A 23,615-nucleotide genomic window follows, 5' to 3' on the forward strand; every position below is an offset into this window, starting at 1 on the left:
AGAGAAGGATGTATCGGCTGACACGCCGCCTTCGCGAGCAGGCTCGCTCCCACAGGGTGGAATTGGATTGTGTGGATGTTTGCGGAATGTGAGCTAGATTGCACGCCATGCCTTTAGCCGAATCCGTTTTCGATTACGAAGCCCGCCTCGCTGCCTGTGCCCGCGGCGAGCGGTCGGCCCTGCGCGATTTGTATGTGCAGGAAGGTCCGCGTCTGCTCGGCGTGGCCAAGCGTCTGGTGCGCGACACGGCGCTGGCGGAGGACATCGTTCATGAGACCTTCATCAAGATCTGGAACGGCGCGGCGGGGTTTGACCCGGCACGCGGTTCGGCGCGTGGCTGGATGTTCAGCGTGACCCGGCATCTGGCGCTGAATCTGCTGCGCGATCATGGCCGGGAAACGCCATTCGACGAAGCTCACGAAGTGGCGGTGGACGATGATGGTTTCGACGCCCACGTGCATTCGGCGCGCATCCACCGTTGTCTGGAGCAACTGGAGCCGCAACGCCGTCACTGCATCCTGCATGCCTATGTCGACGGCTACAGCCACGCGCAGATTGCCGCGCGTCTCGACACGCCACTGGGCACCGTCAAAGCGTGGATCAAACGCAGCCTCAACGCCTTGCGGGAGTGCATGGGATGACCAGCGAATCAGCGCAAGACCGCGATGAACTGGCCGGCGAATATGTGCTCGGCACGCTTTCTTTTGAACAGCGGATCGAGGTGCAACGGCGCTTGCCGAATGATCCTGAATTGCGTGCAGCGGTGGATGCCTGGGAACGGCGTCTGCTGGAACTGACCGAGCTGGCCGAACCGCAACAACCTTCGGCGCAACTGTGGCAGCGCATTGAGCGCAGTGTCGAACGGCTGACGCACAATAATCCTGCCCTCTCATGGTGGAACCTGCTGCCACTCTGGCGCGGGTTGAGTGCTATCGGATTGGCCGCCACGTTGATTCTGGGTTCGATCCTGCTGACCCAAACCACGCCGAAACCAAGCTTTCTGGTGGTGCTGGTGGCGCCGCAGGACAAAGCGCCGGGCTGGGTGATTCAGGCGAGCAACTCGCGGGAAATTCAGCTGATTCCGTTGGGCGTGGTTGAGGTGCCGGCGGACAAGGCGCTGGAATTCTGGACCAAGGCTGATGGCTGGCAAGGGCCGGTATCGCTAGGGTTGGTCAAACCCGGGCAGGCCTTGTCGGTGCCGTTGGACAAGCTGCCGCCGTTGCAACCGAACCAGTTGTTCGAGCTGACGCTGGAAGGCGCCAATGGCTCGCCAATCGGCAAACCGACCGGGCCGATTCAGGCGATCGGGCGCGCTGTGAAGGTGTTGTAAGGCTCTGATCTGCGGGTTTCGGCAACCATCATCGGCGTCGATGTTCACCATCACGGCTGTGAAGTTCTCATAAAAAATCTCCGGCGTAACATCTGCTCCATACCAACCAACAACACCCCCGGAGCACACAATCATGAAACGCCAGACTCTTCTCGGTATCGCTTTTTCGGTCTTCGCTATCAACGCTTTCGCCGCTACCCCGGCCCACACCATGATCGCTGAAGGCGGCTCGGACAAACTGATCGAAAGCCGTGTGGCTGAAGGTGGTTCGGATCGTCTAATCGAACGTCGCGTTGCCGAAGGTGGTTCGGATCGTCTGATCGAACGTCGCGTTGCCGAAGGTGGTTCGGATCGTCTGATCGAACGCCGCGTTGCCGAAGGTGGCTCGGATCGTCTGATCGAACGCCGCGTTGCTGAAGGTGGCTCGGATCGTCTGATCGAACGTCGCGTTGCTGAAGGTGGCTCGGATCGTCTGATCGAACGTCGCGTTGCTGAAGGTGGTTCGGATCGTCTGATCGAACGTCGCGTTGCTGAAGGTGGCTCGGATCGTCTGATCGAACGTCGCGTTGCCTGATGAATGGCTGCAAGCGCAACAACCCAGAGAAACCCGGCTCCCTTGGCCGGGTTTTTTATGTCTGTCTGATTTACCCGGCCTTGGCCATGCAGCGCTTGTAGCGCTCGTCCACACGCTTGGCAAACCACGCCGTCGTCAGTTTGCGGGTGATCTTCGGGCTCTGCAGCACGATCCCTGGCAACACCGCACGCGGCAGCTTTTTCCTCTCCGCTTGCTCCGCCAGTTCGAACACCCGCTGATAGAGTCTGGTCTCTTCGAATTCCAGGGTTTTACCCTTTTCCAGTTGATCGCGAATGGTCGGGTTGCGCATGCCCAAGGACTTGCCGAGGGTGCGTACCGCCAGCTCCGTGCCGCCGGGCATGATCGAGTCGTAGCGGATCAGGTCGCCATCGAGCGCCAGTGGAATGCCCGAGGCGCGGCTGACCGCATTCTGAAACGCGGCATTGCGACTGGCGTACCAGCCTGCGTTGAAATCGGCAAACCTATACAGCGGCTCGCGATAACTCACTGGATAGCCGAGCAAGTGCGCGATACCGAAATACATGCCACCGCGTCGACTGAACACTTCACGGCGGATCGTGCCGTCCACCGGATACGGATAATCCTTGGCGTGTTGCTCGGCAAACTCGATGCTGACCTGCATCGGCCCGCCGGTGTGCACCGGGTTGAAGCCGCCGAACAACGTGCGGCCCATCGGCACACGACCGATGAAGTCGTCGAAGATCGCGCTGAGTTCTTTTTCACTGCGTGCCGCATTCAGGCGTTCGCTGTAGGTCTTGCCGTTGGTTGAACGCACTTGCAATGCGCCGCTGACCAACAGGCTGGGGATGTGCACTTTCGCGGCGCGACGGTCGATTTCGTCGCGGGCGATCTTGCCCAGGCCGGGCACGGTGGGGTCGGCCTGGAAGGTGGATTCCTGTTCGGCAACGGCCAGCACCGAACACAGATTCTGCGTGGTCGGGCTGATGTTCTGCGCGGCAAACGCGGCGTAGATGTCGGTGGCCCAACCTTGCCGGTCAGCGGTCTTGGCCGGCATCAGCCGCACGATCTCGGCCTTCACTTCAGCGGGTGCGCGGGGCACCGGTTCCTGGCTGCGCTGCCCCGCGCACCCGGCGAGCACCAGCAGTGCGGCGAGGGTGATCGGTAATCGAAAGTTTTGCATGAAGCTTTATCCAGTCCGTTAAGCCCGAACCACCATACACAATCCGTGTAGGAGCTGCCGCAGGCTGCGTTCTTTTGATTTTAAAAAAAAAGATCAAAAGATCGCAGCCTGCGGCAGCTCCTACAGGTGATGTGTGTTTTGAGAGGGTGATGACAAACTGATTGCAAAACGTTACTGAGAAAATCTATCATTTGTGCCTGGAGTCGCATTTGCGCAAGGAGTTCCCGCGCCGCCCTTATTTTTCTCACCGGCCGTGCGCCTCAGGTCCTTTACATGCCCGTTTCAGCTCGACTCGCCGTCCCGTTTCGCCCGACGCTTCTCGCCCTGCTGTGCTCCTTGACCGTCACCGCTCACGCCGCTGAAGGCGATAACCAGGCGCTGGTGCTGGACGACGTCAACGTCAATGCCCAGGCCCCAACGCCCAACGCCTTGCCCCCGGTTTACGCGGGTGGTCAGGTCGCCCGTGGTGGTCAACTCGGCGTGCTGGGCAATCAGGACATGATGGACGTGCCATTCAGCGCCGCCTCCTACACCGAACAATTGATTCAGGATCAGCAGGCCGAAGACGTCGCCGACGTGCTGCTCAACGATTCGTCAGTACGTCAGGCGTCCGGTTACGGCAACCAGGCGCAGGTCTTCATGATCCGTGGCTTGCCACTGAACGGCGACGACATTTCCTATAACGGCCTGTACGGCGTGCTGCCCCGGCAGATCATTTCCACCGACGCCCTGGAGCGCGTGGAAGTATTCAAAGGCCCGAACGCCTTCATCAACGGCGTAACCCCGACCGGCTCCGGCATCGGCGGCGGCGTCAACCTGCAGCCGAAGCGCGCCGGCGATGTGCCGCTGCGTCGTTACACCACCGACATCAACAGCGAAGGGCGCATCGGTCATCACTTCGACATCGGCCAGCGTTTCGGTGAGGACAACCGTTTCGGCGCACGGATCAACCTGTCCCAGCGTGAAGGCGACACCGGTATCGACCACGAGAACCAGCGCTCGAAACTGTTCGCCATCGGCCTCGACTATCGCGGCGATGCCCTGCGTATTTCCGGCGACTTCGCCTACCAGAAAGAGCGCGTCAACGGTGGCCGCAACTCGGTCAACCTCGGCACCGCCACACACATTCCGGACGCGCCATCGGCCGACACCAACTACGCGCCGAAGTGGGGCTACACCGACATCGAAGATACCTTCGGCATGCTCCGCGCCGAGTACGACCTGAACGACAACTGGACCGCCTACGCCGCTGGTGGCGCCAAGCACACCCGTGAAGTCGGGAATTACAACTCGACCACCCTGGTAGGTAATAGCGGCGCGTCGTTCACCACCGGCTCGTTCATTCCCCACGATGAAGACAACACCAGCGTGATGGCAGGTCTCAACGGTAAATTCAACACCGGCCCGGTCAGCCACAAGCTCAACTTCGGCTTGACCGGGATCTGGGCCGAACAACGCAGCGCCTATGACTTCGACCTGACCAAGTACGCCAACAACATCTATCACCCGGTGCAAACACCGTCGCCGGTGGGCAACTTTGCCGGCGGCAACTTGAATGATCCGGGCATCACCGGCAAGACCTTCAACCGCAGCATCGCGATTTCCGACACCCTCGGTTTCTTCGATGATCGCCTGTTGGTCACCGCCGGCCTGCGTCGCCAGCAACTGGTGGTGCAAGGCTACAACTACGCCAGCTGGGGCAGCGGCGACCGCAAGTCGAGCTACGACGAATCGATCACCACACCGGTGTACGGCGTGGTGTTCAAACCGTGGGAACATGTGTCGTTCTACGCCAACCACATCGAAGGCCTGGCCCAGGGCCCGACTTCGCCGACCAGCTCCGGCGGCTTCCGCGTGACCAACGGCAACGAAGTCTATGCGCCGAAACGCTCCAAGCAGACCGAAGTCGGGGTGAAAGTCGACATGGGCACTTACGGCGCGAGCCTTGGTGTCTATCGCATCGAGCAGCCGAGCGATGGTTACTGCGAAATCGACAGCGCCACTACCTGCACCTATGTGCGTGAAGGCGAGCAGATCAACAAAGGCGTGGAAATGAACGTGTTCGGCGAGCCGATCCAGGGCTTGCGTCTGATCAGCGGTCTGACCCTGATGGACACCGAACTGAAGAACACTCTCAACGGTGCCAACGACGGCAATCGTGCGATCGGCGTGCCAACCTTCCAGTTCAACGCCGGCGCCGACTGGGATGTACCGGGCCTGCAAGGCGTAGCGCTGAATGCGCGGATGCTGCGTACCGGCGGTCAATATGCGGATGCGGCTAACAACCTCAGCCTGCCGACCTGGAACCGTTTTGATGCGGGTGCGCGTTATGCGTTCAAGGTTTCGGAGAAGGACGTGACCGTGCGTCTGGGCGTGGAGAATCTGGCGAACAAGAAGTATTGGGAATCGGCTCAGGGTGGTTATCTGACTCAGGGTGAACCGCGGGTTGCCAAGTTGTCCGGCACTATCGATTTCTAAAGCTGAGAAGCCCCTCACCCTAGCCCTCTCCCGGAGGGAGAGGGGACTGACCGAGGTGTTCTTGCAAGTTACACCGACCTGAAATATCGAGTCGAACTCAAGTCTTAAAAAATACACAAATCGGCTCCCTCTCCCTCGGGAGAGGGCTTGGGTGAGGGGCCCGGATCTACGCAGCACAACAGCCCTCCCGCCGAACACCCAAAAAAGGCCCCACAGCCTCACCGCTGCGGGGCCTTTTTCCGTCTGGCCGATCAACTGGCCACCCTCTCCTGCTGATCCATACTTGCTGCACAGTAACCGGAGGACAGCCCCATGAACCGCAGCGACGTTCTGATCATCGGCGCCGGCCCGACCGGTCTGGTGCTGGCCCTGTGGCTGAGCAAACTCGGCGTACGCGTACGCATCATCGATAAAACCTCCGCGCCCGGCACCACTTCGCGAGCGCTGGCAGTGCAGGCGCGCACCCTTGAGTTGTATCGCCAACTGGATCTGGCCGACACCGTGGTGCGCAACGGCCATCGGGTGGCGGCAGCGAATTTCTGGGTCAATGGCAAACCTGTCGCGCAATTGCCACTGAACCGCATCGGCGAAGGCCTGACGCCCTACGCGTTCGTCGAAATCTTCCCGCAGGATGAGCACGAACGACTGCTGATCGAGCGCCTCGAAGATTACGGCGTCATGGTCGAACGCGACACCACGCTGGAAAGCTTCGAGGAAACCGGTGATGGCCTCACCGCGCATTTGCGCCTGGCCGATGGCGAACAGGAAATCTGCCAGGCCTGTTATCTGGCGGGATGTGATGGCGCCCGCTCAGTGGTGCGCAAAAGCCTCGACAGCGGATTTCCCGGCGGCACCTATCAGCAGATTTTCTACGTGGCGGACGTCAAGGCCAGCGGCCCGGCGATGAACGGCGAGCTGCACCTGGATCTGGATGAAGCGGACTTTCTCGCGGTGTTCCCACTGGCCGGCGAAGGCCGGGCACGGTTGATCGGCACCGTGCGCGACGAACGCGCAGATCGCGCCGAAACCCTGGAGTTTTCCGATGTCAGCAGCCGTGCCATCGAACACCTGAAAGTGCATATCGAAGACGTCCACTGGTTCTCGACCTACCGCGTGCATCACCGCGTGGCTGAACATTTTCGCAGCGGCCGCACGTTTCTGCTTGGTGATGCCGCCCATGTGCACAGCCCGGCGGGCGGTCAGGGCATGAACACCGGCATTGGCGACGCGATCAATCTGGCGTGGAAACTCGCCGCAGTGCTCAGCGGCGGCGCCGAACCCAGCCTGCTCGACAGCTACGAAACCGAACGCAAGGCCTTCGCCCGTCGGCTGGTGTCGACCACCGACAAAGTCTTCAGTTTCGTCACCGCCGAAGGGCGTATGGCCGATCTGCTGCGCATGCGCGTGGCACCGTTTCTGATCCCGAAAATGGCCTCGTTCGAGGCTAGTCGCGAGTTCCTTTTTCGCACGGTGTCGCAGGTCACCCTCAACTACCGCGGCATGCCGCTGAGCCAGGGCGCGGCCGGCCACGTCCACGGTGGCGACCGTTTGCCGTGGGCGCATGATGGTGAGGGGGATAACTACGAACCGCTACGGCAATCGTGCTGGCAGGTGCATGTCTACGGCGACACCAGCGACGAGATGATTGCCTGGTGCCATGAACATCACTTGCCGCTGCATGTGTTCGACTGGCGTCCGGCGTTTGAAACGGCTGGGTTGGGGCGTAACGGCTTTTATCTGTTGCGCCCGGATACCTATGTGGCGATTGCCGACAATAGCGCCGACCCAAAAGTCATCGAACGCTACTTCCGCGATCACGGGATCCGGCCTTACTTCAACTGCCCCTGACCCAGCACAAATCAAATGTGGGAGCGAGCCTGCTCGCGAAAGCGTCGTGTCAGTCAACACTAATGTCAGCTGATAAACCGCTTTCGCGAGCAGGCTCGCTCCCACAGGGGTAACGCGTTGGTCTTTAGATCCCGGCCAGTGCCAGATCCATCGCAAAGTAAGTGAAGATCAAATCCGCCCCCGCCCGCTTGATCGTGCCCAGGCTCTCGCGCACCACGCGATCCTCATCGATCGCCCCGGCCTGTGCGCCGAACTTGATCATCGCGTACTCGCCGCTGACCTGATACGCCGCCAGCGGCAGGTTCGAAGCCTCACGGATGTCGCGGATGATGTCGAGATACGCGCCGGCCGGTTTGACCATCAGCGCATCGGCGCCTTCCTGTTCATCCAATAGCGATTCACGCAGGGCTTCACGGCGGTTCATCGGGTTCATCTGATAGCTTTTGCGGTCGCCCTTCAGCGCGCTGCCACCGGCCTCGCGGAACGGGCCGTACAGCGCGGAAGCGAATTTGGTCGAATAGGCCATGATCGGAATTTGAGTAAATCCGGCCGCATCCAGGGCCTGACGAATCGCCCGCACCTGACCGTCCATCGCTGCCGATGGCGCGATCACGTCGGCACCGGCGCGGGCCGCTGCCACGGCTTGTTTGCCGAGGTTGATCAGGGTCTGGTCGTTGTCGACTTCATGGTTGTGCATCACGCCGCAGTGGCCGTGATCGGTGTATTCGCAGAAGCAGGTGTCGGACATCACGATCATTTCCGGCACGGCATCTTTAGCGATGCGCGACATGCGCGAGACCAGCCCCTCTTCGCGCCAGGTGTCGCTGCCATTGCTGTCCAGATGGTGGGACACGCCGAAGGTCATCACCGATTTGATGCCGGCGCGGGCATAGCGCTCGATCTCGCTGGCCAGTTTGCGCTCGGGAATGCGCATCACCCCGGGCATGCTGTTGATTGGCACGAAGTCGTCGATCTCTTCTTCAACGAAAATCGGCAGGACCAGATCGTTCAGGCTGAATTCGGTTTCCTGGAACAGACTGCGCAGGCTCGCATTGCGGCGCAGACGGCGGGGACGTGCTTCGGGGAACTGACTGGACATGAGGGCCTTTCCTGAAAACGGCAGATGAGACGAAAGTCGTAGGGGGCGAAGCTTATGCCTTGCGGGGGTTGGCGTACAAACCTGGATCAATCAAGAGTGCATTACCGGGGGTGTAATAATCCCAGAGAGTACCCAAATCTCCTACAGGGGATGTGTGGTGTCAGGAGGGAATGGTCAGGCCGCGAACCACCGCTGGGCGGGCGAGGAAGCGTTCCAGCACGCGAGTGACGTTGGGGAAGTTCTGAATGCCAACCAGATCACCCGCCTCGTAGAAGCCGATCAAGTTACGCACCCACGGAAACGTGGCGATATCGGCGATGGTGTAGCGCTCGCCCATGATCCAGTCCCGGTCCTCGAGCCGACCGTCGAGCACCTTGAGCAGACGTTTGCTTTCATCGACATAGCGATCACGCGGGCGCTTGTCCTCGTAATCCTTGCCAGCAAATTTGTTGAAGAAGCCGAGTTGGCCGAACATCGGGCCGATGCCGCCCATCTGGAACATCAGCCACTGGATGGTTTCGTAGCGCAGCGCGCCTTCCTGGGCCAGCAACTGGCCGCTTTTGTCGGCCAGATAAATCAGGATCGCACCGGACTCGAACAGTGGCAGCGGCTGATCATCGGGACCATGCGGGTCAAGGATTGCCGGGATCTTGTTGTTCGGGTTCAGCGACAGGAACTCGGCGGACAATTGATCATTGGCGTCGAAAGCGACCTTGTGCGGCTCATACGGCAGGCCGATTTCCTCGAGCATGATCGAGACTTTGACGCCGTTGGGCGTCGGCAAGGAATAGAGCTGAATCCAGTCAGGGTACTGCGCCGGCCACTTCTGGGTGATCGGGAACGCGGACAGATCGGTCATGGGAAGCATCCAGTCACAAATTAAAGCCTGATCATAATGTAGACGCTGCAGCAGGCTGCGATCTTTTGATCTTGAGCCTCCGGCAACAGCAAAAGATCGCAGCCTGCGGCAGCGCCTACATGAACCCGTAACATCCTGTCGCTAACCTGCGGCCAGACCGTTGAAGGTTGCCGTTAGAGTGCTGCGCACTCTGACGATCGAACCAAACGGCCCTCAGGGGACTCTGAGCTATGCCTTTGTTGCAGAGGAAGCGCTTCACGACATGGAAAACACCCGGTGCTGGGAGCTCGCGGTGTAAAGGTTTGTCAGCCTTAACTGAATCAGCTGAAGAATCTTCTTACTACATGACGAACCTTATGCGTTTCGCCAAACGCTTCAAACACCGCGCGTATGTGGCCCTGCCTTCCCTGCTGGCCGTCAGTGCGCTGTTCCTGTCGCTTGAGTCCAGCGAGAGCCGCGCACAACCGGCGGACGGCACCCAGACCCTGGTGTTCCTGCGCCACGCCGAGAAGCCCGAGGGCGGTCTCGGCCAGCTCAACTGCCAGGGCCTGAACCGCGCCATCGACCTGTCGACGCTGCTGCCGGAAAAATTCGGCAAGGCCGATTACGTGTTCGCCGCCAATCCGACGCGCAATGTCGAAGAAGGTGAGCTGGATAACTCCTACAGCTACATCCGCCCACTGATGACCATCAGCCCCGCCGCGATCAAGCTAGGCCTGCCGGTGAACATCGAGTTTTCGGCCAACGACACCAGCGATCTGGCCCGCGAACTGCTCGAAGACAAGTATCACAACTCGACGATCTACACCGCCTGGTCCCACGGCTATCTGCCGGAGCTGATCAACAAGGTGGCCGGTAAAGCGGTCGGCGAGAAGCAGAACATCACCGAGGACTGGGCGGGCAACGACTTTGACTCGCTGTATGTGCTGACCCTGACCTGGCACAACGGCAAGGCCAGTTTGCAGAGCCACAGTTACAAGCAGGGACTGGATCATGGCAAGGAAACCTGCCCGACCTGAGTGTTGTGTGGCCTGGCCCGGCCCCTTCGCGAGCAGGCTCGCTCCCACATTGGATCGGCGTGAAATACAAATCCCCTGTGGGAGCGAGCCTGCTCGCGAAGAGGCCAGCCGCAACAACCTCAAACCTTCTGATTCACCCGCTCACGCAGATACTCAAGCACCGCCCCACGCTCCCCGGCGAACTCGATCCGCCCGCCCTTCTTCTCGCGCTGAAACACATACATCGGGTCGTAATACTCACGCAGCAATCCTTCGATCCAGCCACGATGCAAATCCACCGCGCCGCTTCGGCCCTGCTCCGCCAACGCATCTTCCATCAAAATCAGCATGCGTCGATGGCGTTCGCCACCCAGGCGTTTCTGCACGTTATTGAGACTTTCCAGCAGGCGTTCAGCGAACAGCGTAAAACCCTCCTCGCCATGCACCGCGGAGAACTCCGCCGACAGGTCCACCACATAATCCCGCAGGATCCGCTCGACGCGATCGGCAAAACTGTCTTCCAGCCAGACCATCGGGTACTGCTGCATACCCTGATACAGCGGCAGCGGCAAGGCGCAACTGCCGACCACCCGGCTCTCGTCCTCCAGCACAAACTGCGCGAAACCCGCGTCCCGTTTCTTGAGGATGTCGATGGCCAGGCGGTTCTCAAAATCGATGTTCGACGGCTGCCCGGTAGCGCGTTTGCCGAAGCTGGAGCCGCGATGATTGGCGTGCCCTTCCAGGTCCAGACCATTGCGCAACTGCACTAGCACTTCGGTCTTGCCAGTGCCGGTCATGCCACCCAGCAAGACGAAATCACATTGCGCGATCGCTTGCTCAAGGGTGTCGATGAGGAAGTTGCGCATCGCCTTGTAACCACCGCCGACACGCGGATAGTCGATGCCGGCCTCGTCACGCAGCCATTGCTGAGTGATCTGCGAACGCAGGCCGCCGCGAAAACAATAGAGATATCCATCAGGATGGGCGCGGGCAAATTCGGCCCAGGTCTGGATGCGCTCAGCCTTCACCGCGCCAGACACCAATTGATGACCCAATTCGATGGCGGCCTGCTGACCGTGCTGTTTGTAGCAGGTACCGATCTTCTGCCGTTCGACGTCGTTCATCAGCGGCAGATTGATCACGCCGGGAAACGCACCCTTGTGAAACTCGATCGGCGCGCGGGCATCCATCAGCGGCCGGTCGTTGAGAAAAATGTCACGGTAGTCAGTGCAGTCGCGGAGCATCAAATCACCTCGACTGCGTTCGTCTGTCGCTCAACCAGTTCGCCGATTGGCTCAAGGTTCAGGCCCAGTTCGGCGGCGACGGCAAGAAACTCTTCATTGCCTTCAGGCGTGACGGCGATCAGCAGACCACCGCTGGTTTGCGGGTCGCAGAGCACGCGTTTATGCAGCTCCTGCACGCGACCGACCTTGCTCGCGTAGCTGTCGAAGTTGCGCAGCGTACCGCCGGGCACGCAGCCCTGATCGAGGTAATACTCGACGCTGTCCAGACGCGGTACGCGGTCATAGGCGATGCGTGCGGTGAGCTTGCTGCCATCGGCCATTTCCACCAGATGCCCGAGCAGACCAAAACCGGTGACATCGGTCATGGCGGTAACACCGGCGAGTTTGCCGAAACGGCTGCCGGGTTTGTTCAGGGTGCACATCCAGTCGCGGGCCACACCGACGTCGGCGGCGCGCAATTTGCCCTTCTTCTCGGCGGTGGTGAGGATGCCAATGCCCAGCGGTTTGGTCAGGTACAGCAGGCAACCGGCGGTAGCGGTGTCGTTGCGCTTCATGTGGCGTTTTTCGACGAGACCGGTCACGGCGAGGCCGAAGATCGGCTCCGGCGCATCGATCGAATGCCCGCCGGCCAGCGTAATGCCCGCGGCGTCGCACACGGCACGGCCACCGCGAATCACTTCGCGCGCCACTTCCGGCGCCAGCACATTGACCGGCCAGCCGAGGATCGCAATCGCCATCAACGGATCACCGCCCATCGCATAGATGTCGCTGATCGCGTTGGTCGCGGCGATGCGGCCGAAGTCGAACGGGTCATCGACGATCGGCATGAAAAAGTCCGTAGTCGAGACCACACCGCGCTCGGCATCGATCTCGTACACCGCCGCGTCATCGCGTGAGGCATTGCCGACCCACAGTTTCGGATCAAGGTTCTGGGCACCGCTACCGGCCAGAATCACTTCCAGCACCTGCGGGGAAATCTTGCAGCCGCAACCGGCGCCGTGGCTGTATTGGGTCAGACGAATCGGCTCGCTCATGGGGGAGTCTCAGGCTGTTGATGGGGCGGATTCTAGCAGAGCACGGACGGCCGGACCGAAAGCCAACAGTTCAAAAGATCGCAGCCTTCGGCAGCTCCTACACAAATCGAAATGTAGGAGCTGCCGAAGGCTGCGATCTTTTGATCTTAAAAAAACCGCCCTTACGGGCGGCTAAAAGTACTTCGACCCTAAATCAGAAGCCAAGGCTGAAGCTGATGGTCATTGCATGGTCGTTGCTGTCGTTCGACAGTTGGCCCGAGTAGCCGATCCCGAGTTTGCCGGTCGGGCTGATCTGGAAGTCGACCCCCGCTTCAACAATGGCGCTGTCCTTGGCGATCGGTACGCCCTGGGTGCTGAACGAAGCGCCGCCATCGATGAAGGTCAGATCAGCGTCAGGCTTGGTGTCACCAAATGCATGTCGCCAGCCGAGCGCCGCGCGCGGGGTGAATTGCCCGCCGTTGGCCAGGGTGATGACTTTGCCGGCGCGCACACCGAGGGTCGAGAAGGTGATGTCTTGATCGGCATCGGCCTCCAGGCGCCCTACTCCGCCTTTCTCTTTGGCCTTGTCGGTGTCGTAGTTGACGTAGGCCAAACCTGCGAACGGCTCGAGGGCAATGCCGCCGACATCGATCGCGTAACCGACTTCACCGAACACCTGGGCGCTGCGTGCGTCGTAGTTGGCTTTCAGACGGTCGTTGTAGCTGCCGACGCTGACGTTGCGCTTGGTTTCGATGTCGTGCCAGCTGTAAGCCGCGCCGAGGCGCACCGCCAGGGCATCGAACTGCGAGTTGAGGTACGCCGCCAGGTGGTAGCTTTCGACGGTGGCATCCGAGCGACGATCATGCGCATCGAGGTCGCTGCGGGTGTAACCGGCGGCCATGCCCACGCGCCACTGGTCATCGAGTTGCTTGTCGGTGCCGAGCATGAAACCGCTGAGGTTACGGTCGAGTTTCGCCGCGTTGCTGTCACCATCCGACTCACCCCACGCGCCAAGTGCCCGCGCCCAGCCGACCATTTCGCCGTGGCAACCGTTGCTGCTCAGTTGGTTGCCACTTGGCGCCAAGGCACGGCGTGGATCATCCGCCGCGCTGCACGACGGTTGGCGCATGCGATCGTTGACCGCGTCACGTACGTAACGCGAATCCTCAAGGATGGCGCTGGCGGTACTGGCGTGGATCTCACCGGACAGACTGTCGAAGGCATTACGCGCACCGGCGACACTGAGGTTGACGATTTCGTTCTGCAACGCCGCGCCCGCCGGGCCGTTGTTCGACAGCGCGGTGGCGGTTCTGAACTGATTGCCAGTGGCGGCGACATCCGCGAAGGAATTGCCGTTGCGACTGACCACCAGATTCACTGCGTTGGCGTCATACACCAGTGCCGTGTTGAGGAACGCGTATTGCGGCAGGTCCGCTGCGCTGAAGGTGCCATTCACGCCACCGCCCGCCGTGATCAGCGAGTACGTGGTGTTGCCGGTGAACGGTGCCAGCGAGTTGACCTGCAGGCCACCGCCCAGTGTCGCCGTGCCGCCGACTGCCAATGGAGTCGCGGTTGGCGAGCTGACCGTCAGCGCCAGCACACCATCGCTGGCGTTGGTCAGGTTACCGGCCACACTCAGGGTGCCCGCTTCGGAGCCCGAGGCGACAACGCCATGGTTGACCACCGAGCCGACGCTGCCGTTACCGCTCAACCCCGCACCGTTGGCCACGGTGACTTGCCCGCCCAGCGAGGCGCGCGCCGCGAGGCTGCCGACTTGCAGCACGCCTTGATCGACCGCAACCGTACCGCTGAACGGATTATCACCGGTCAACAGCAAGGTGCCGGTGCCGCGTTTGAGCATCGCGCCAAGTCCGCGCAGCGATCCGTTGAACTGACCATTGAAGTTCTGCAAGAAGAGCAGCGAAGCATTGTTGAGGATATTGCCCTGCAGGCTGGTGGTGTTACCGACCAGCGTACCGCCGCTGACCGTGGTGCCACCGCTGTAGGTGTTGGCGCCACTGAGCACCAGCGTGCCGGAATCGAGTTTCTCGATCCCGCCCGTGCCCACCAGCGGTACGGAGATTTCCGCACTTGCGCCGGCATTGACCCGCACTGGCGCGAGACTGCCATCCACGCCGTTGACTGGCGTCAGCGTACCGCCAGCCCCCGGAACCAGGCTGTAGCCGCCGGAGAGGAATTGCAGGCCGGTGAAGTTCTGATTGCCCTGCACGGTAACCGTACCCGCCTGACCACCGAACACCGCGAACTGACCATTTGCAGCCAAGGCCTGAGTACCGCTCGGATCTGTCCAGTTGGTGCCTGGACCCCATACACCACTGCCGCCACCGATGCTGCCGTCCGGATTGGTGGTGCCACCGTTCCAGAACTGCACCTCACCCGGCGTGCCTTGCACCAGCAGGTTGATCTGATTGGCGATGGCGGTTTGCAGGGTCAGATTGGCCGCCGACACCGGCAGGCTGCCATACACCAGACCGTTGTCGGTCAGGCTGCCGCCATAGCTGAACAGTTGATAAACCCCGGTGCCGAAGCCGCCGGCGTTGCTGACATTCAGCGTGCCGTCGAGGGTCAGGTTACCGGCGACGTTGACCACGGTGGTCGAACTGGTCGCCGAACCGAGGCTGAAGTCCAGATTGGTCCCCGAGGACAGTGCCAGCGAACCGACCGACAATGGCGTCGCGATGCCGCCACCGGCCAGCGTCGCACCGTCGGCCAGTTGCACAGCGCCACCGAGCTGACCGCCACCGCCGATGCTTGCGCCGCTGGCGACATTGACGTTGGCACTGTTGAGCACACCGTTGACGATCAGGTTACCGGCCTGCACCGAGGTGTTGCCGGTAAAGGTGTTGTTGCCGGCCAGCAGGAGTTCACCCGTGCCGGTTTTGTTCAGCGTACCGACGCCGGTGAGGTTGCCGGTGTAGCTGCCATCGGCATTTTGCTCGAAGGTCAGCGTCGCGTTGTTGACGATTGCACCTTGCAGGCTGCTGGTATCGCCGCGCGTCGTGCCGCCGTTCAGGGTGGTCCCGCCGCTGTAGGTGTTGGCACCGCTGAGCACAAGGTCACCGGCACCGTTTTTTACCAGACTACCGGTGCCGGTCACCGCACCGATCAGCGTGGTGTTCTGATTGCCGGCCAGGGTCAGTTGCGCGCCAAGGTTGACGGCGTTGGCCAGTTGCAGCGCCGAGGTGCTGTCGAGGGTGCCATTGCCAGTCACGTTGAGCGCGCCGCTGCTGATTGCACTGTTGTTGCCGAGAATCAGCGTGCCGCCAGCGAGCTGAGTGCCACCGCTGTAGGTATTGCTGCCGTTAAGGGTCAGGCTCGACGCGCCGGCCTTGATCAGGCTGCCGCTGCCGCTGACCACACCGCCGAGGGTCAAGGCGTTGGAACCGGAAACGGTCAAACCACCGTTGACGACCACATCGTTACCCAGGCTGACGGCCGCATTGCTGTCCAGCGCCGTGCCGTCAGCAGCGGTCAACACACCCGTGCCAAGCGCCGCATTGTTACCGACCACGATCTTGCCGCCGTTCAGCGCGGTGCCGCCGGTGTAGCCGTTGGCCGCGTTGAGCACCAGCGTACCCGTGTCGTATTTGCCCAATGTGCCACTGCCGTTGAGCGCAACACCAATGGTTGCCGTAGCGTTCGGATCGACCCGCACCGTGGCATTGCCCAGCGAACCGTTGACCAGGTTCAGCGAACCCGTCGTGCCATTCACCAGGCTGTAGCCGTCGGTGACGAACTGCATGCCGGTGATGGTTTGTGCGCCGTTAACGGTCACTGTGCCGGCCGCGCCCTGGAACACCGCGAAATTGTTGGTCCAGGCCTGATTGGTGGTGCCGTTGACGTCGGTCCAGTTGGTGGTGCCGGTGCCCCAGGTACCGCTGCCGCCTTCGACCGAACCGTTGGCCACCAGCTGATTGCCGTCCCAGAACTGCACGGTGACGCCCGGTGCAGTCACCAACAGGTTGATCTGATTGGCCACTGCGGTTTGCAGTGTCAGATCACCCGGCGTCACGCTGCCCGGCAGTGTGCCGAAGAGCATGCCGTTGTCGGTCAGGCCGCCGGTGTAGTCGATCAGGCGATAGACGCCGCTGCCAAAACCACCGATGTCGCTGACGTTGAGGGTGCCGTCGAGGGTCAGGTTGCCGCCGACATTAACCAGTGCATTGCCGCCACCGGACACCGGTGTGCCGAGGCCGACGTCGAAGTTGGAGTTGCCGTTGAACAGCAGCGAACTGGCGCTCAGCGTACTGCCGGTGACGCCCGCCAGATGACCGCCATCGGCCACCGTCACGGCACCGGTCAGGGTGCCGCTGCCGCCGAGGGTGCCGCCGTTGTTGACCAGCACATTGCCGCTGGCCAGCGAGCCGTTGACCTGCAAGGTGCCGGCGTTGACGTTGGTGTCGCCAGTCAGGTCGCTGATGCCGCTGAGGGTCAGCGTGCCGCTGCCGAGTTTGCTCAGGCCACCGTCACCGCTGAGGATGCCGGCGAAGGTGCTGCTGACATTGTTGCCACCGAGGCTCAACGTATTGCCGGTGCCGATCAGCGCAGTGCCGCTGCCAGTGAGACCGGCAAGGCTGCCCGAGGCACCGAGATTGAGCGCTGCGCCGCTAGCGAGATTGACCGTGGCGTTGTTGCCCAGCGCCGCGCCACTGAGCGTGGTCAGGCTGCCGGACGCGACATCGAAGGTGCCGCTGAAGGTGTTGTTGCCGCTCAGGGTCACGTCGGCCAGACCGTTTTTGCTCAGCGTGCCGGCACCGGCGATGACACCGCCGAGGGTCAGATTGTTATTTCCGGCCAAGGTCAGATTGGCATTGACGTTGAGGTTGTTGGCCAGCACCAGCGGTGCTGAGTTATCGAGGGTGGAAGCGCCGGCCACGGTCAGCGCGCCGCTGCCCAGCGACCCGCCAGTGCCGAGCGTCAGCGTACCGGCGTTCAGTGTGGTGCCGCCGGAGTAAGTATTGATGCCGTTAAGCGTCAGGTTCGACGCACCGTTCTTGATCAGCCCGCCCGCGCCGCTGACGACGCCAGCAAGGGTCAGGTTGTTGCTGCCGACGTTGCTCAGATTGGCATTGAGCACGACGTTGTTGCCCAGGCTCAGCGCGCTGTTGCTGTCCAGCGCCGACGCGCCGGCTACGGTGAGGTTGCCCAGGCCCAGCGCCGAGTTGCTACCGGCGGTCAGGGTGCCGGCGTTCAGGGTGGTGCCGCCGAGGAAGTTGTTATTGCCGCTGAGGGTCAGGTTGGCTGCGCCGTTTTTGCTCAGACTGCCGGCACCGTTGATCGTGCCGGCCAGGGTCAGATCCGCCGTGCCGCCGATGCCGAGATTGCCCGCAAGGTTGACCGCGTTGTTCAGCGACACCGCAGTGCTCGCATCCAGCGTAGTGCCGCCCGCCGCGTTCAAGGTGCCGGAACCCAGCGCCGAGTTCGACGCCAGAATCAGTCCGCCGGCATTCAACGCTACCGGGCCGAGGAAGGCGTTGTTGCCACCGAGGGTCAGGTTCGCCGTGCCGGTTTTGATCAGGCCACCAGTGCCGCCAATCACACCGTTGAGAGTCAGTGCATTGCTGCCGACCACGGTGAGGTTGCCGTTCAGTGTCGCGGCGTTGGCCAGTGTCACCGCCGCGTTGCTGTCCAGCTGCGTGCCGGCATTCGCCGTCAACGTTCCGGTGCCGAGTGCGGTGTTGCTGCCGACGATGATCTTGCCGCCGTCCAGTTGCGTGCCGCCGGTATAAGTGTTGGCACCACCGAGCACCAAGGTGCCTGCATCGAGTTTATTGAGGATGCCGCTGCCATCGATATTGGCATTGATGGTCGCCGTCACGCCCGGATCGACGCGCAACGAAGTGGTGCCGCCGGTGCCGTTGACCGCCGTGAGTTGTCCCGCCGCACCATTGACCACGTTGTAACCGTCGGTGAGGAATTGCATGCCGGTGAACGCTTGCGTGCCGTTCACCGTCACCGTGCCGGCGGTGCCTTGGAACACCGCGAAGTCGCCGGCCCACGGTTGGTTGACCAAACCGTTGGCGTCGGTCCAGTTGGTGCCGACCGCGTTCCACGTACCGCTGCCGCCATCGACCACACCGTTGGCAATGGTCTGGCTGCCGTCCCAGTAACGGATGTTGACGTTCGGCGCCGACACTTGAATGTTGATCTGATTGGCCACGCCGGTCTGCACCACCAGGTCGCCGAGGCCGTAACCGACCGGCACGCTGGCCACGTCCAGACCGAGATTGGTCAGGGCGCCGGTGTAGTTGAACAGGCGATACACGCCAACGCCGAAACCGCCGGCATCGCTGACGTTGAGATTGCCGTCGAGGGTGAGGTTGCCGCCGACGTTCATCAGCGACGCGGTCGACGGCGTGCCCAGCGCCACATCGACGTTGCTGCCGGCGCCGAGCGTCAGAGCACTCGCCGACAAGGTGTTACCCGACGCCAACGCCAGATGCCCACCGTTGTTGATGTTGACCGCGCCGAGCGCCGAGCCGGTACCGGTCAGGGTGCCGCCGGTATTGACGTTGACTTGCGCACTGCCCAGCGAACCAGTGAGATTCACGATACCGCCATCGATCGCGGTGTTGCCGGTAATGCCGTTGATGCCAGTGAGGTTCAAGGTGCCGGTGCCGACTTTGACCAGGCTGCCGCTGCCGCTGAGATCGCCGTCGAAGGTGCTGGTGACGTTGCCGCTGCCGACGGTCAGCAAGTTGCTGCCGGTCAGTTGCACACTGCCGCTGCCGGTCAGTGCGCCGAGGCTGGCGTCACTGCCCAGATTCAACCCGGCGCCGGCACTGATGTTGACGCCGGAGGTATTGCCCAGCGCATTGGTGTTAAGTGTGGTGACGCTGCCGGACACGATATTCAGTGCACCGGTAAAAGTGTTGTTGCCCGCCAGAGTCAGGTCGGACAATCCGTTCTTGGTCAGGCTGCCGGCACCGTCGATGATGCCGTTCAGGCTCAAATCGTTGTTACCGGCAACCGTCAGCCCGGCGTTCAAAGTGATCGCGTTGCCGATACCGAACGAGGCGCTGTTATCCAGCGTCGCCGCACCGCCGACGATCAATCCGCCACTGCCCAGACTGTTGGCATTGCCCAGGGTCAGCGTGCCGGCATTGAGCGTAGTGCCGCCGCTGAAGCTGTTGTTGCCGTTGAGCGTCAGATTGCCCGCGCCGTCCTTGATCAACTGGCCGGTGCCGCTGGTGACGCCGCCGAGGGTGAGATTCTGCGTGCCGCCCACGGTCAGCGCCGCATTGAGGGCGACGGCGTTGTTGAGGCTGACCAGCGGCGAGTTGCTGTCCAGCGTTGCCGCGCCAGCGACGGTCAGCGCACCGGAACCCAGCGCCGAACTGTTGCCAACGGTCAGGGTGCCGGCGTTCAGCGTGGTGCCGCCGAGGTAGTTGTTGGCGGCGTTGAGAATCAGATTGGCCGCGCCGTCTTTCACCAGACTGCCGGCGCCGCTGACCAGACCGGTCAGGGTCATATTCGCCGTGCCGCCGATGTTCAAGGCACCGGCCAGCGCCACCGCGTTATTCAGGCTGACGGCCGTGTTGGCGTCCAGCGTGGTGTTGGCCGCCGCATTCAACGTGCCGGAACCCAACGCGGTGTTGCTGCCGACGGTCAGTTTGCCGGTGTTCAACACGGTGTTGCCGAAATAACTGTTGGCGCCGTTGAGGGTCAGGTCGGCAGCGCCGTTCTTGGTCAGCCCACCGATACCGGCGACTACGCCGCCCAAGGTCAGCGCATTGGTGCCGCCCAAGGTCAGAGTGCCGGCGAGGTTGACGTTGTTGGCCAGCGTCGCGGCGGCGCTGGCATCGAGGGAGGTGCCGTTCGAGGCGTTCAGTGTGCCGGTACCAAGGGCTGTGCTGGAGCCGACAATCAGCGAACCGGCATTCAGCGCCGTGGTGCCGGTGTAGGTGTTGTTGCCGTTGAGGGTCAGGCTCGAAGCGCCGGTTTTGATCAGCCCGTTGCCGCCACTGATCACGCCGCCAAGGGTCAGCGCATTGGCGCCGCCAGCGGTAAGGTTGGCGTTGAGGATCACATTGTTGTTCAGCGTCATCGCCGTACTGCTGTTGAGCGTGCCCGCACCTTCCACCGACAAGGCGCCAGTGCCCAGTGCAGCACCGTTGCCAACAGTAAGGCTGCCGGCATTCAGCGTGGTGCCGCCGCTGTAGGTGTTGGTGCCGTTGAGCGTAAGATTGGCGGCGCCGTTTTTCACCAGTTGGCTGGCGCCGCTGATTACCCCGCCGAGGGTCAATGCGTTGCTGCCGCCAATGCCCAGGCTGTTGTTGAGAATGACCGCGTTGTTGAGGGTCACCGCCGCATTGCTGTCGAGACTGGCCACGCCGCCAACGGTGATATTGCCGCTGCCGAGCGCCGCGTTGGCACCGGCCGTGATCGTGCCCGCGTTCAACGCAATCGCGCCGAGGAAGGTGTTGGCGCCGTTGAGAATCAGGTTGGCCGCGCCGTTTTTGGTCAGCCCACCGCTGCCGCTGACAATCCCGCCAAGGGTCAGGTTGGCGCTGCCACCGACGTTGAGGTTGCCGCCGAGTGAGACGGCGTTAGTCAACGCAACTGCGGTGCTGGCGTCCAGCGTAGTTCCGGCTGCCGTGGTCAAGGTACCAGTGCCCAGCGCGGTGTTGGAGCCGACAATCAGCGTGCCGGCATTCAGCGCGGTGCCGCCGGAGAAGGTGTTATTGCCGCTGAGGCTGAGGTTCGCGGTGCCGTTCTTGATCAGGTTGCCGGTGCCGCTGATGACACCGCTCAGGCCCAGCGCCTGTGTGCCGCCGAGGGTCAGATCCGCCGCCAGCGCGACGGCGTTGGCCAGGGTCACCGCGGTGGTCGCATCCAGTGTGGTGCCAGCCGCCGCATTCAGCGCGCCGGTCCCCAGCGCGGTGTTGCTGCCAACGAACAGGCTGCCGGCATTGAGCAGCGTGTTGCCGCTGTTGGTGTTGTTGCCGCTGAGGGTCAGGCTGGCGCTGCCGGATTTGGTAATCGCGCCGGTTCCGGACAACACGCCGCCAAGGGTCAGGGCATTGCTGCCGAGCACGTTGAGCGCACCAGTCATCGCGATGTTGTTGGCCAGAGTGACGTTAGCGGTGCTGTCGAGACTGGTACCGGCGGCGGTGTTCAGCGCGCCGCTGCCCAGCGAGTTGTTATTAGTCACAAGCAGGCTGCCGGCGCTCAGGGTGGTAGTGCCGGTGAAGCCGCTGTTGGCGCCGCTGACGGTCAGGCTGCCGCTGCCGGTTTTGGTCAGGCCGCTGCTGCCGCTGATCAAACCGCCGAGGGTCAGCGCGCCGGTGCCGCCGGCGGTCAATGTGCCGCCGAGGTTGATGGCGTTGTTCAGGCTGATCGTGCCGGGTGCGCTCAGTGTTGTCGCACCGGTGACATTGAGGGTTCCGGTGCTGAATGCCTGATTGTTACTGATCTGAACCGTGCCGCCATTGAGCGTGGTGTTGCCCAGATAGGTGTTGGCAGCGCTGAGATTCAACTGGCTGGTGCCGAGTTTGGTCAGGCCGCCGCTGCCGGAAATCACCCCGCTCAACGTGGTCGCGTTGGTGCCTTGCACTGTGACGCCGCCAGCGCCGAGGGAGATCAGGTTACTGATGTTCAGCCCGGCATTGCTGGCCTGCAGAATCCCGCCGTTGGAGGTCAAGACACCGCTGCCGAAAGTGGCGTTGTTGTTGAACTGGGCGACACCGCCATTGAGCGTGGTCGCGCCGCTGACCAGTGGCCCCTGCAAGGTCCAGGTACCGCTGTTGAGGGTCAGGTTGTTGAAGTTGACGTAGGTCGCGCTCGATGCCGTGCCAGTCCCGGTGATACCGCCGCCGACACCGCTAGGGTTTTGCAGGATCAGGCTGTTGGTGCCGCCCGCGCCGCCATCGACCGTACCGGTCGGGGCGAACGTCAGGTTGATATTGACCAGACCGCCGAGGCCGACGCTGATCTGCACGCCGTCACCGACGTTGACGCTGGAGCCGGTCACCGCAGTGAAGGTGTTGGTGCTGGCCGCGCCCATCGACACGCCGCCGGTAATCGCACCGGCGTTGGTGAAGGTGTTGCCCGCCGCCGAGGTCTCGAAGGCGATCCGACCGTTGATCACACCGGTGCTGCTGTTGGTCATGTTGACCTGCGAGCCACCGTAAACGCCGACTACCGGAGTGTCGGCCAGGGTGATGCCGCCGATCGAGAGTCCGGTCGAGGTGATGGTGCCGTTGTTGGTGATGCTGGTGGTGCCGGCTGCGGCGTTGTTCACGCCGATCGCCAGACCGTCGATGCTGGTCAGGTTGAGCCCGAGCAGCATGCCCGTACCACGGATGATCCCGCTGGCGTTGTTGAGCACGCTGACCGTGCTCGTAGCACCAGTGCCGATGAACGCACCGCCGCTCAACACCGAGACCAGGCCGAGTAGCGCCGGGTCAATGGTGCCGGAGTTGTTCAGGGAAATGTTCACCCCGGTCAGGTCCATTACATGGCCGCCGAGGGTCGCGTTCATCTGCGCCCCACTGTTGACGTTAACCGTCAGGCCACTGGTGGCGCTGGAAAAACTATTGAGAAACAGCGGCAGGCTCGGCACGCCGGTACAGGTCACCGTTGAACCCGACGTGGAGCACGTGGCCAACGCAGGTGCGCTGACGCCGCCGAACAACAGCCCGGCAACACTTAGATGCACAGCAAGTGAAAGAGGGGAAAAGCGCGAAACGAGGGCGACACCAAACCTTGCTTCCACGGGCTACTCCTTGTCGTGGCCAATTTCTTCCTTGAGGGCGCGCGGAGCCGTGCTTATTCCACACGCGAATCAAGACTGCGACGGTCATCACAAAACCGCTTAACTGGGGACAAAGCTAGTAGACGCCCGGCAATGGGGCACGGATTAAATGGTGTTAATACTTTAATACTAGAGGGGTCTGGAATAAGCGTTTCAGCCAGCCAGCACTGCTCTTGAAGGCGATACAACACCTGTGGGAGCGAGCCTGCTCGCGAAAGCGGTGGGTCAGCTGA

Annotated in this window: 12 protein-coding genes; 6 read left to right on the forward strand and 6 right to left on the reverse strand. The window is 62.0% G+C overall.

The features are described from left to right. Window positions 1–107 precede the first annotated feature (107 nt). The 3 genes from ACRRSD_RS05340 (at window position 108) to ACRRSD_RS05350 (ending at window position 1,904) form a co-directional block, all read left to right on the forward strand. On the forward strand, window positions 108–641 hold the full coding sequence (locus ACRRSD_RS05340; RefSeq protein WP_435037397.1) for a sigma-70 family RNA polymerase sigma factor: 534 nt from the start codon (window positions 108–110) through the stop codon (window positions 639–641). Further along, complete coding sequence (locus ACRRSD_RS05345) at window positions 638–1,330, forward strand: anti-sigma factor (RefSeq protein ID WP_435037398.1); 693 nt, start codon at window positions 638–640, stop codon at window positions 1,328–1,330. Before ACRRSD_RS05340 ends, ACRRSD_RS05345 begins: the two co-directional genes overlap by 4 nt. Window positions 1,331–1,463: 133 nt before the next feature. Beyond that, window positions 1,464–1,904, forward strand: coding sequence for a phage infection protein (locus ACRRSD_RS05350; RefSeq protein ID WP_435037399.1), 441 nt, complete (start codon window positions 1,464–1,466; stop codon window positions 1,902–1,904). A 70-nt stretch (window positions 1,905–1,974) separates the two neighbouring features. Here ACRRSD_RS05350 and ACRRSD_RS05355 read toward each other — a convergent pair whose 3' ends face one another. Next, window positions 1,975–3,066 (reverse strand): DUF1615 domain-containing protein, encoded by a 1,092-nt coding sequence (locus ACRRSD_RS05355; RefSeq protein WP_435037400.1) that lies wholly within the window; start codon window positions 3,064–3,066, stop codon window positions 1,975–1,977. Window positions 3,067–3,339: 273 nt separating this feature from the next. Between ACRRSD_RS05355 and ACRRSD_RS05360 the strand changes: the two genes are divergently transcribed. Beyond that, a complete protein-coding gene (locus ACRRSD_RS05360) occupies window positions 3,340–5,544 on the forward strand; it encodes a TonB-dependent receptor (protein WP_435037401.1) in 2,205 nt (734 codons plus the stop codon). Window positions 5,545–5,856: 312 nt separating this feature from the next. Then, window positions 5,857–7,392: an FAD-dependent oxidoreductase gene (locus ACRRSD_RS05365; RefSeq protein WP_435037402.1), complete on the forward strand. Its 1,536-nt coding sequence runs from the start codon at window positions 5,857–5,859 to the stop codon at window positions 7,390–7,392. Between the two features lie 124 nt (window positions 7,393–7,516). On the opposite strand, the gene hemB is transcribed toward ACRRSD_RS05365, so the two are convergent. Together hemB and ACRRSD_RS05375 are read right to left on the reverse strand one after the other, a co-directional pair. Then, a complete protein-coding gene (hemB, locus tag ACRRSD_RS05370; RefSeq protein ID WP_435037403.1) occupies window positions 7,517–8,491 on the reverse strand; it encodes a porphobilinogen synthase in 975 nt (324 codons plus the stop codon). A 160-nt stretch (window positions 8,492–8,651) separates the two neighbouring features. Continuing rightward, window positions 8,652–9,350 carry a glutathione binding-like protein gene (locus ACRRSD_RS05375; protein WP_435037404.1) on the reverse strand — a complete coding sequence of 233 codons (699 nt, stop codon included), beginning with the start codon at window positions 9,348–9,350 and terminating at the stop codon, window positions 8,652–8,654. 344 nt (window positions 9,351–9,694) lie between these two features. Here ACRRSD_RS05375 and ACRRSD_RS05380 point away from each other — a divergent pair, with 344 nt between their 5' ends. Further along, on the forward strand, window positions 9,695–10,369 hold the full coding sequence (locus ACRRSD_RS05380; RefSeq protein ID WP_016985322.1) for a hypothetical protein: 675 nt from the start codon (window positions 9,695–9,697) through the stop codon (window positions 10,367–10,369). Between the two features lie 119 nt (window positions 10,370–10,488). Here the strand turns inward: ACRRSD_RS05380 and mnmH are convergent, their stop codons facing one another. The 3 genes from mnmH to ACRRSD_RS05395 all read right to left on the reverse strand — a co-directional run bounded on the left by mnmH (window position 10,489) and on the right by ACRRSD_RS05395 (window position 23,343). Further along, window positions 10,489–11,592, reverse strand: coding sequence for a tRNA 2-selenouridine(34) synthase MnmH (mnmH, locus tag ACRRSD_RS05385; protein WP_435037405.1), 1,104 nt, complete (start codon window positions 11,590–11,592; stop codon window positions 10,489–10,491). Then, entirely contained in the window at window positions 11,592–12,626 is a 1,035-nt protein-coding gene (selD, locus tag ACRRSD_RS05390; RefSeq protein ID WP_435037406.1) for a selenide, water dikinase SelD, read from the reverse strand. Before selD ends, mnmH begins: the two co-directional genes overlap by 1 nt. A 193-nt stretch (window positions 12,627–12,819) precedes the next feature. After that, window positions 12,820–23,343, reverse strand: coding sequence for an autotransporter-associated beta strand repeat-containing protein (locus tag ACRRSD_RS05395; protein WP_435037407.1), 10,524 nt, complete (start codon window positions 23,341–23,343; stop codon window positions 12,820–12,822). Window positions 23,344–23,615: the final 272 nt, after the last annotated feature.

It is taken from the genome of Pseudomonas neuropathica (assembly GCF_051174785.1).
Lineage (GTDB): Bacteria > Pseudomonadota > Gammaproteobacteria > Pseudomonadales > Pseudomonadaceae > Aquipseudomonas > Aquipseudomonas neuropathica_A.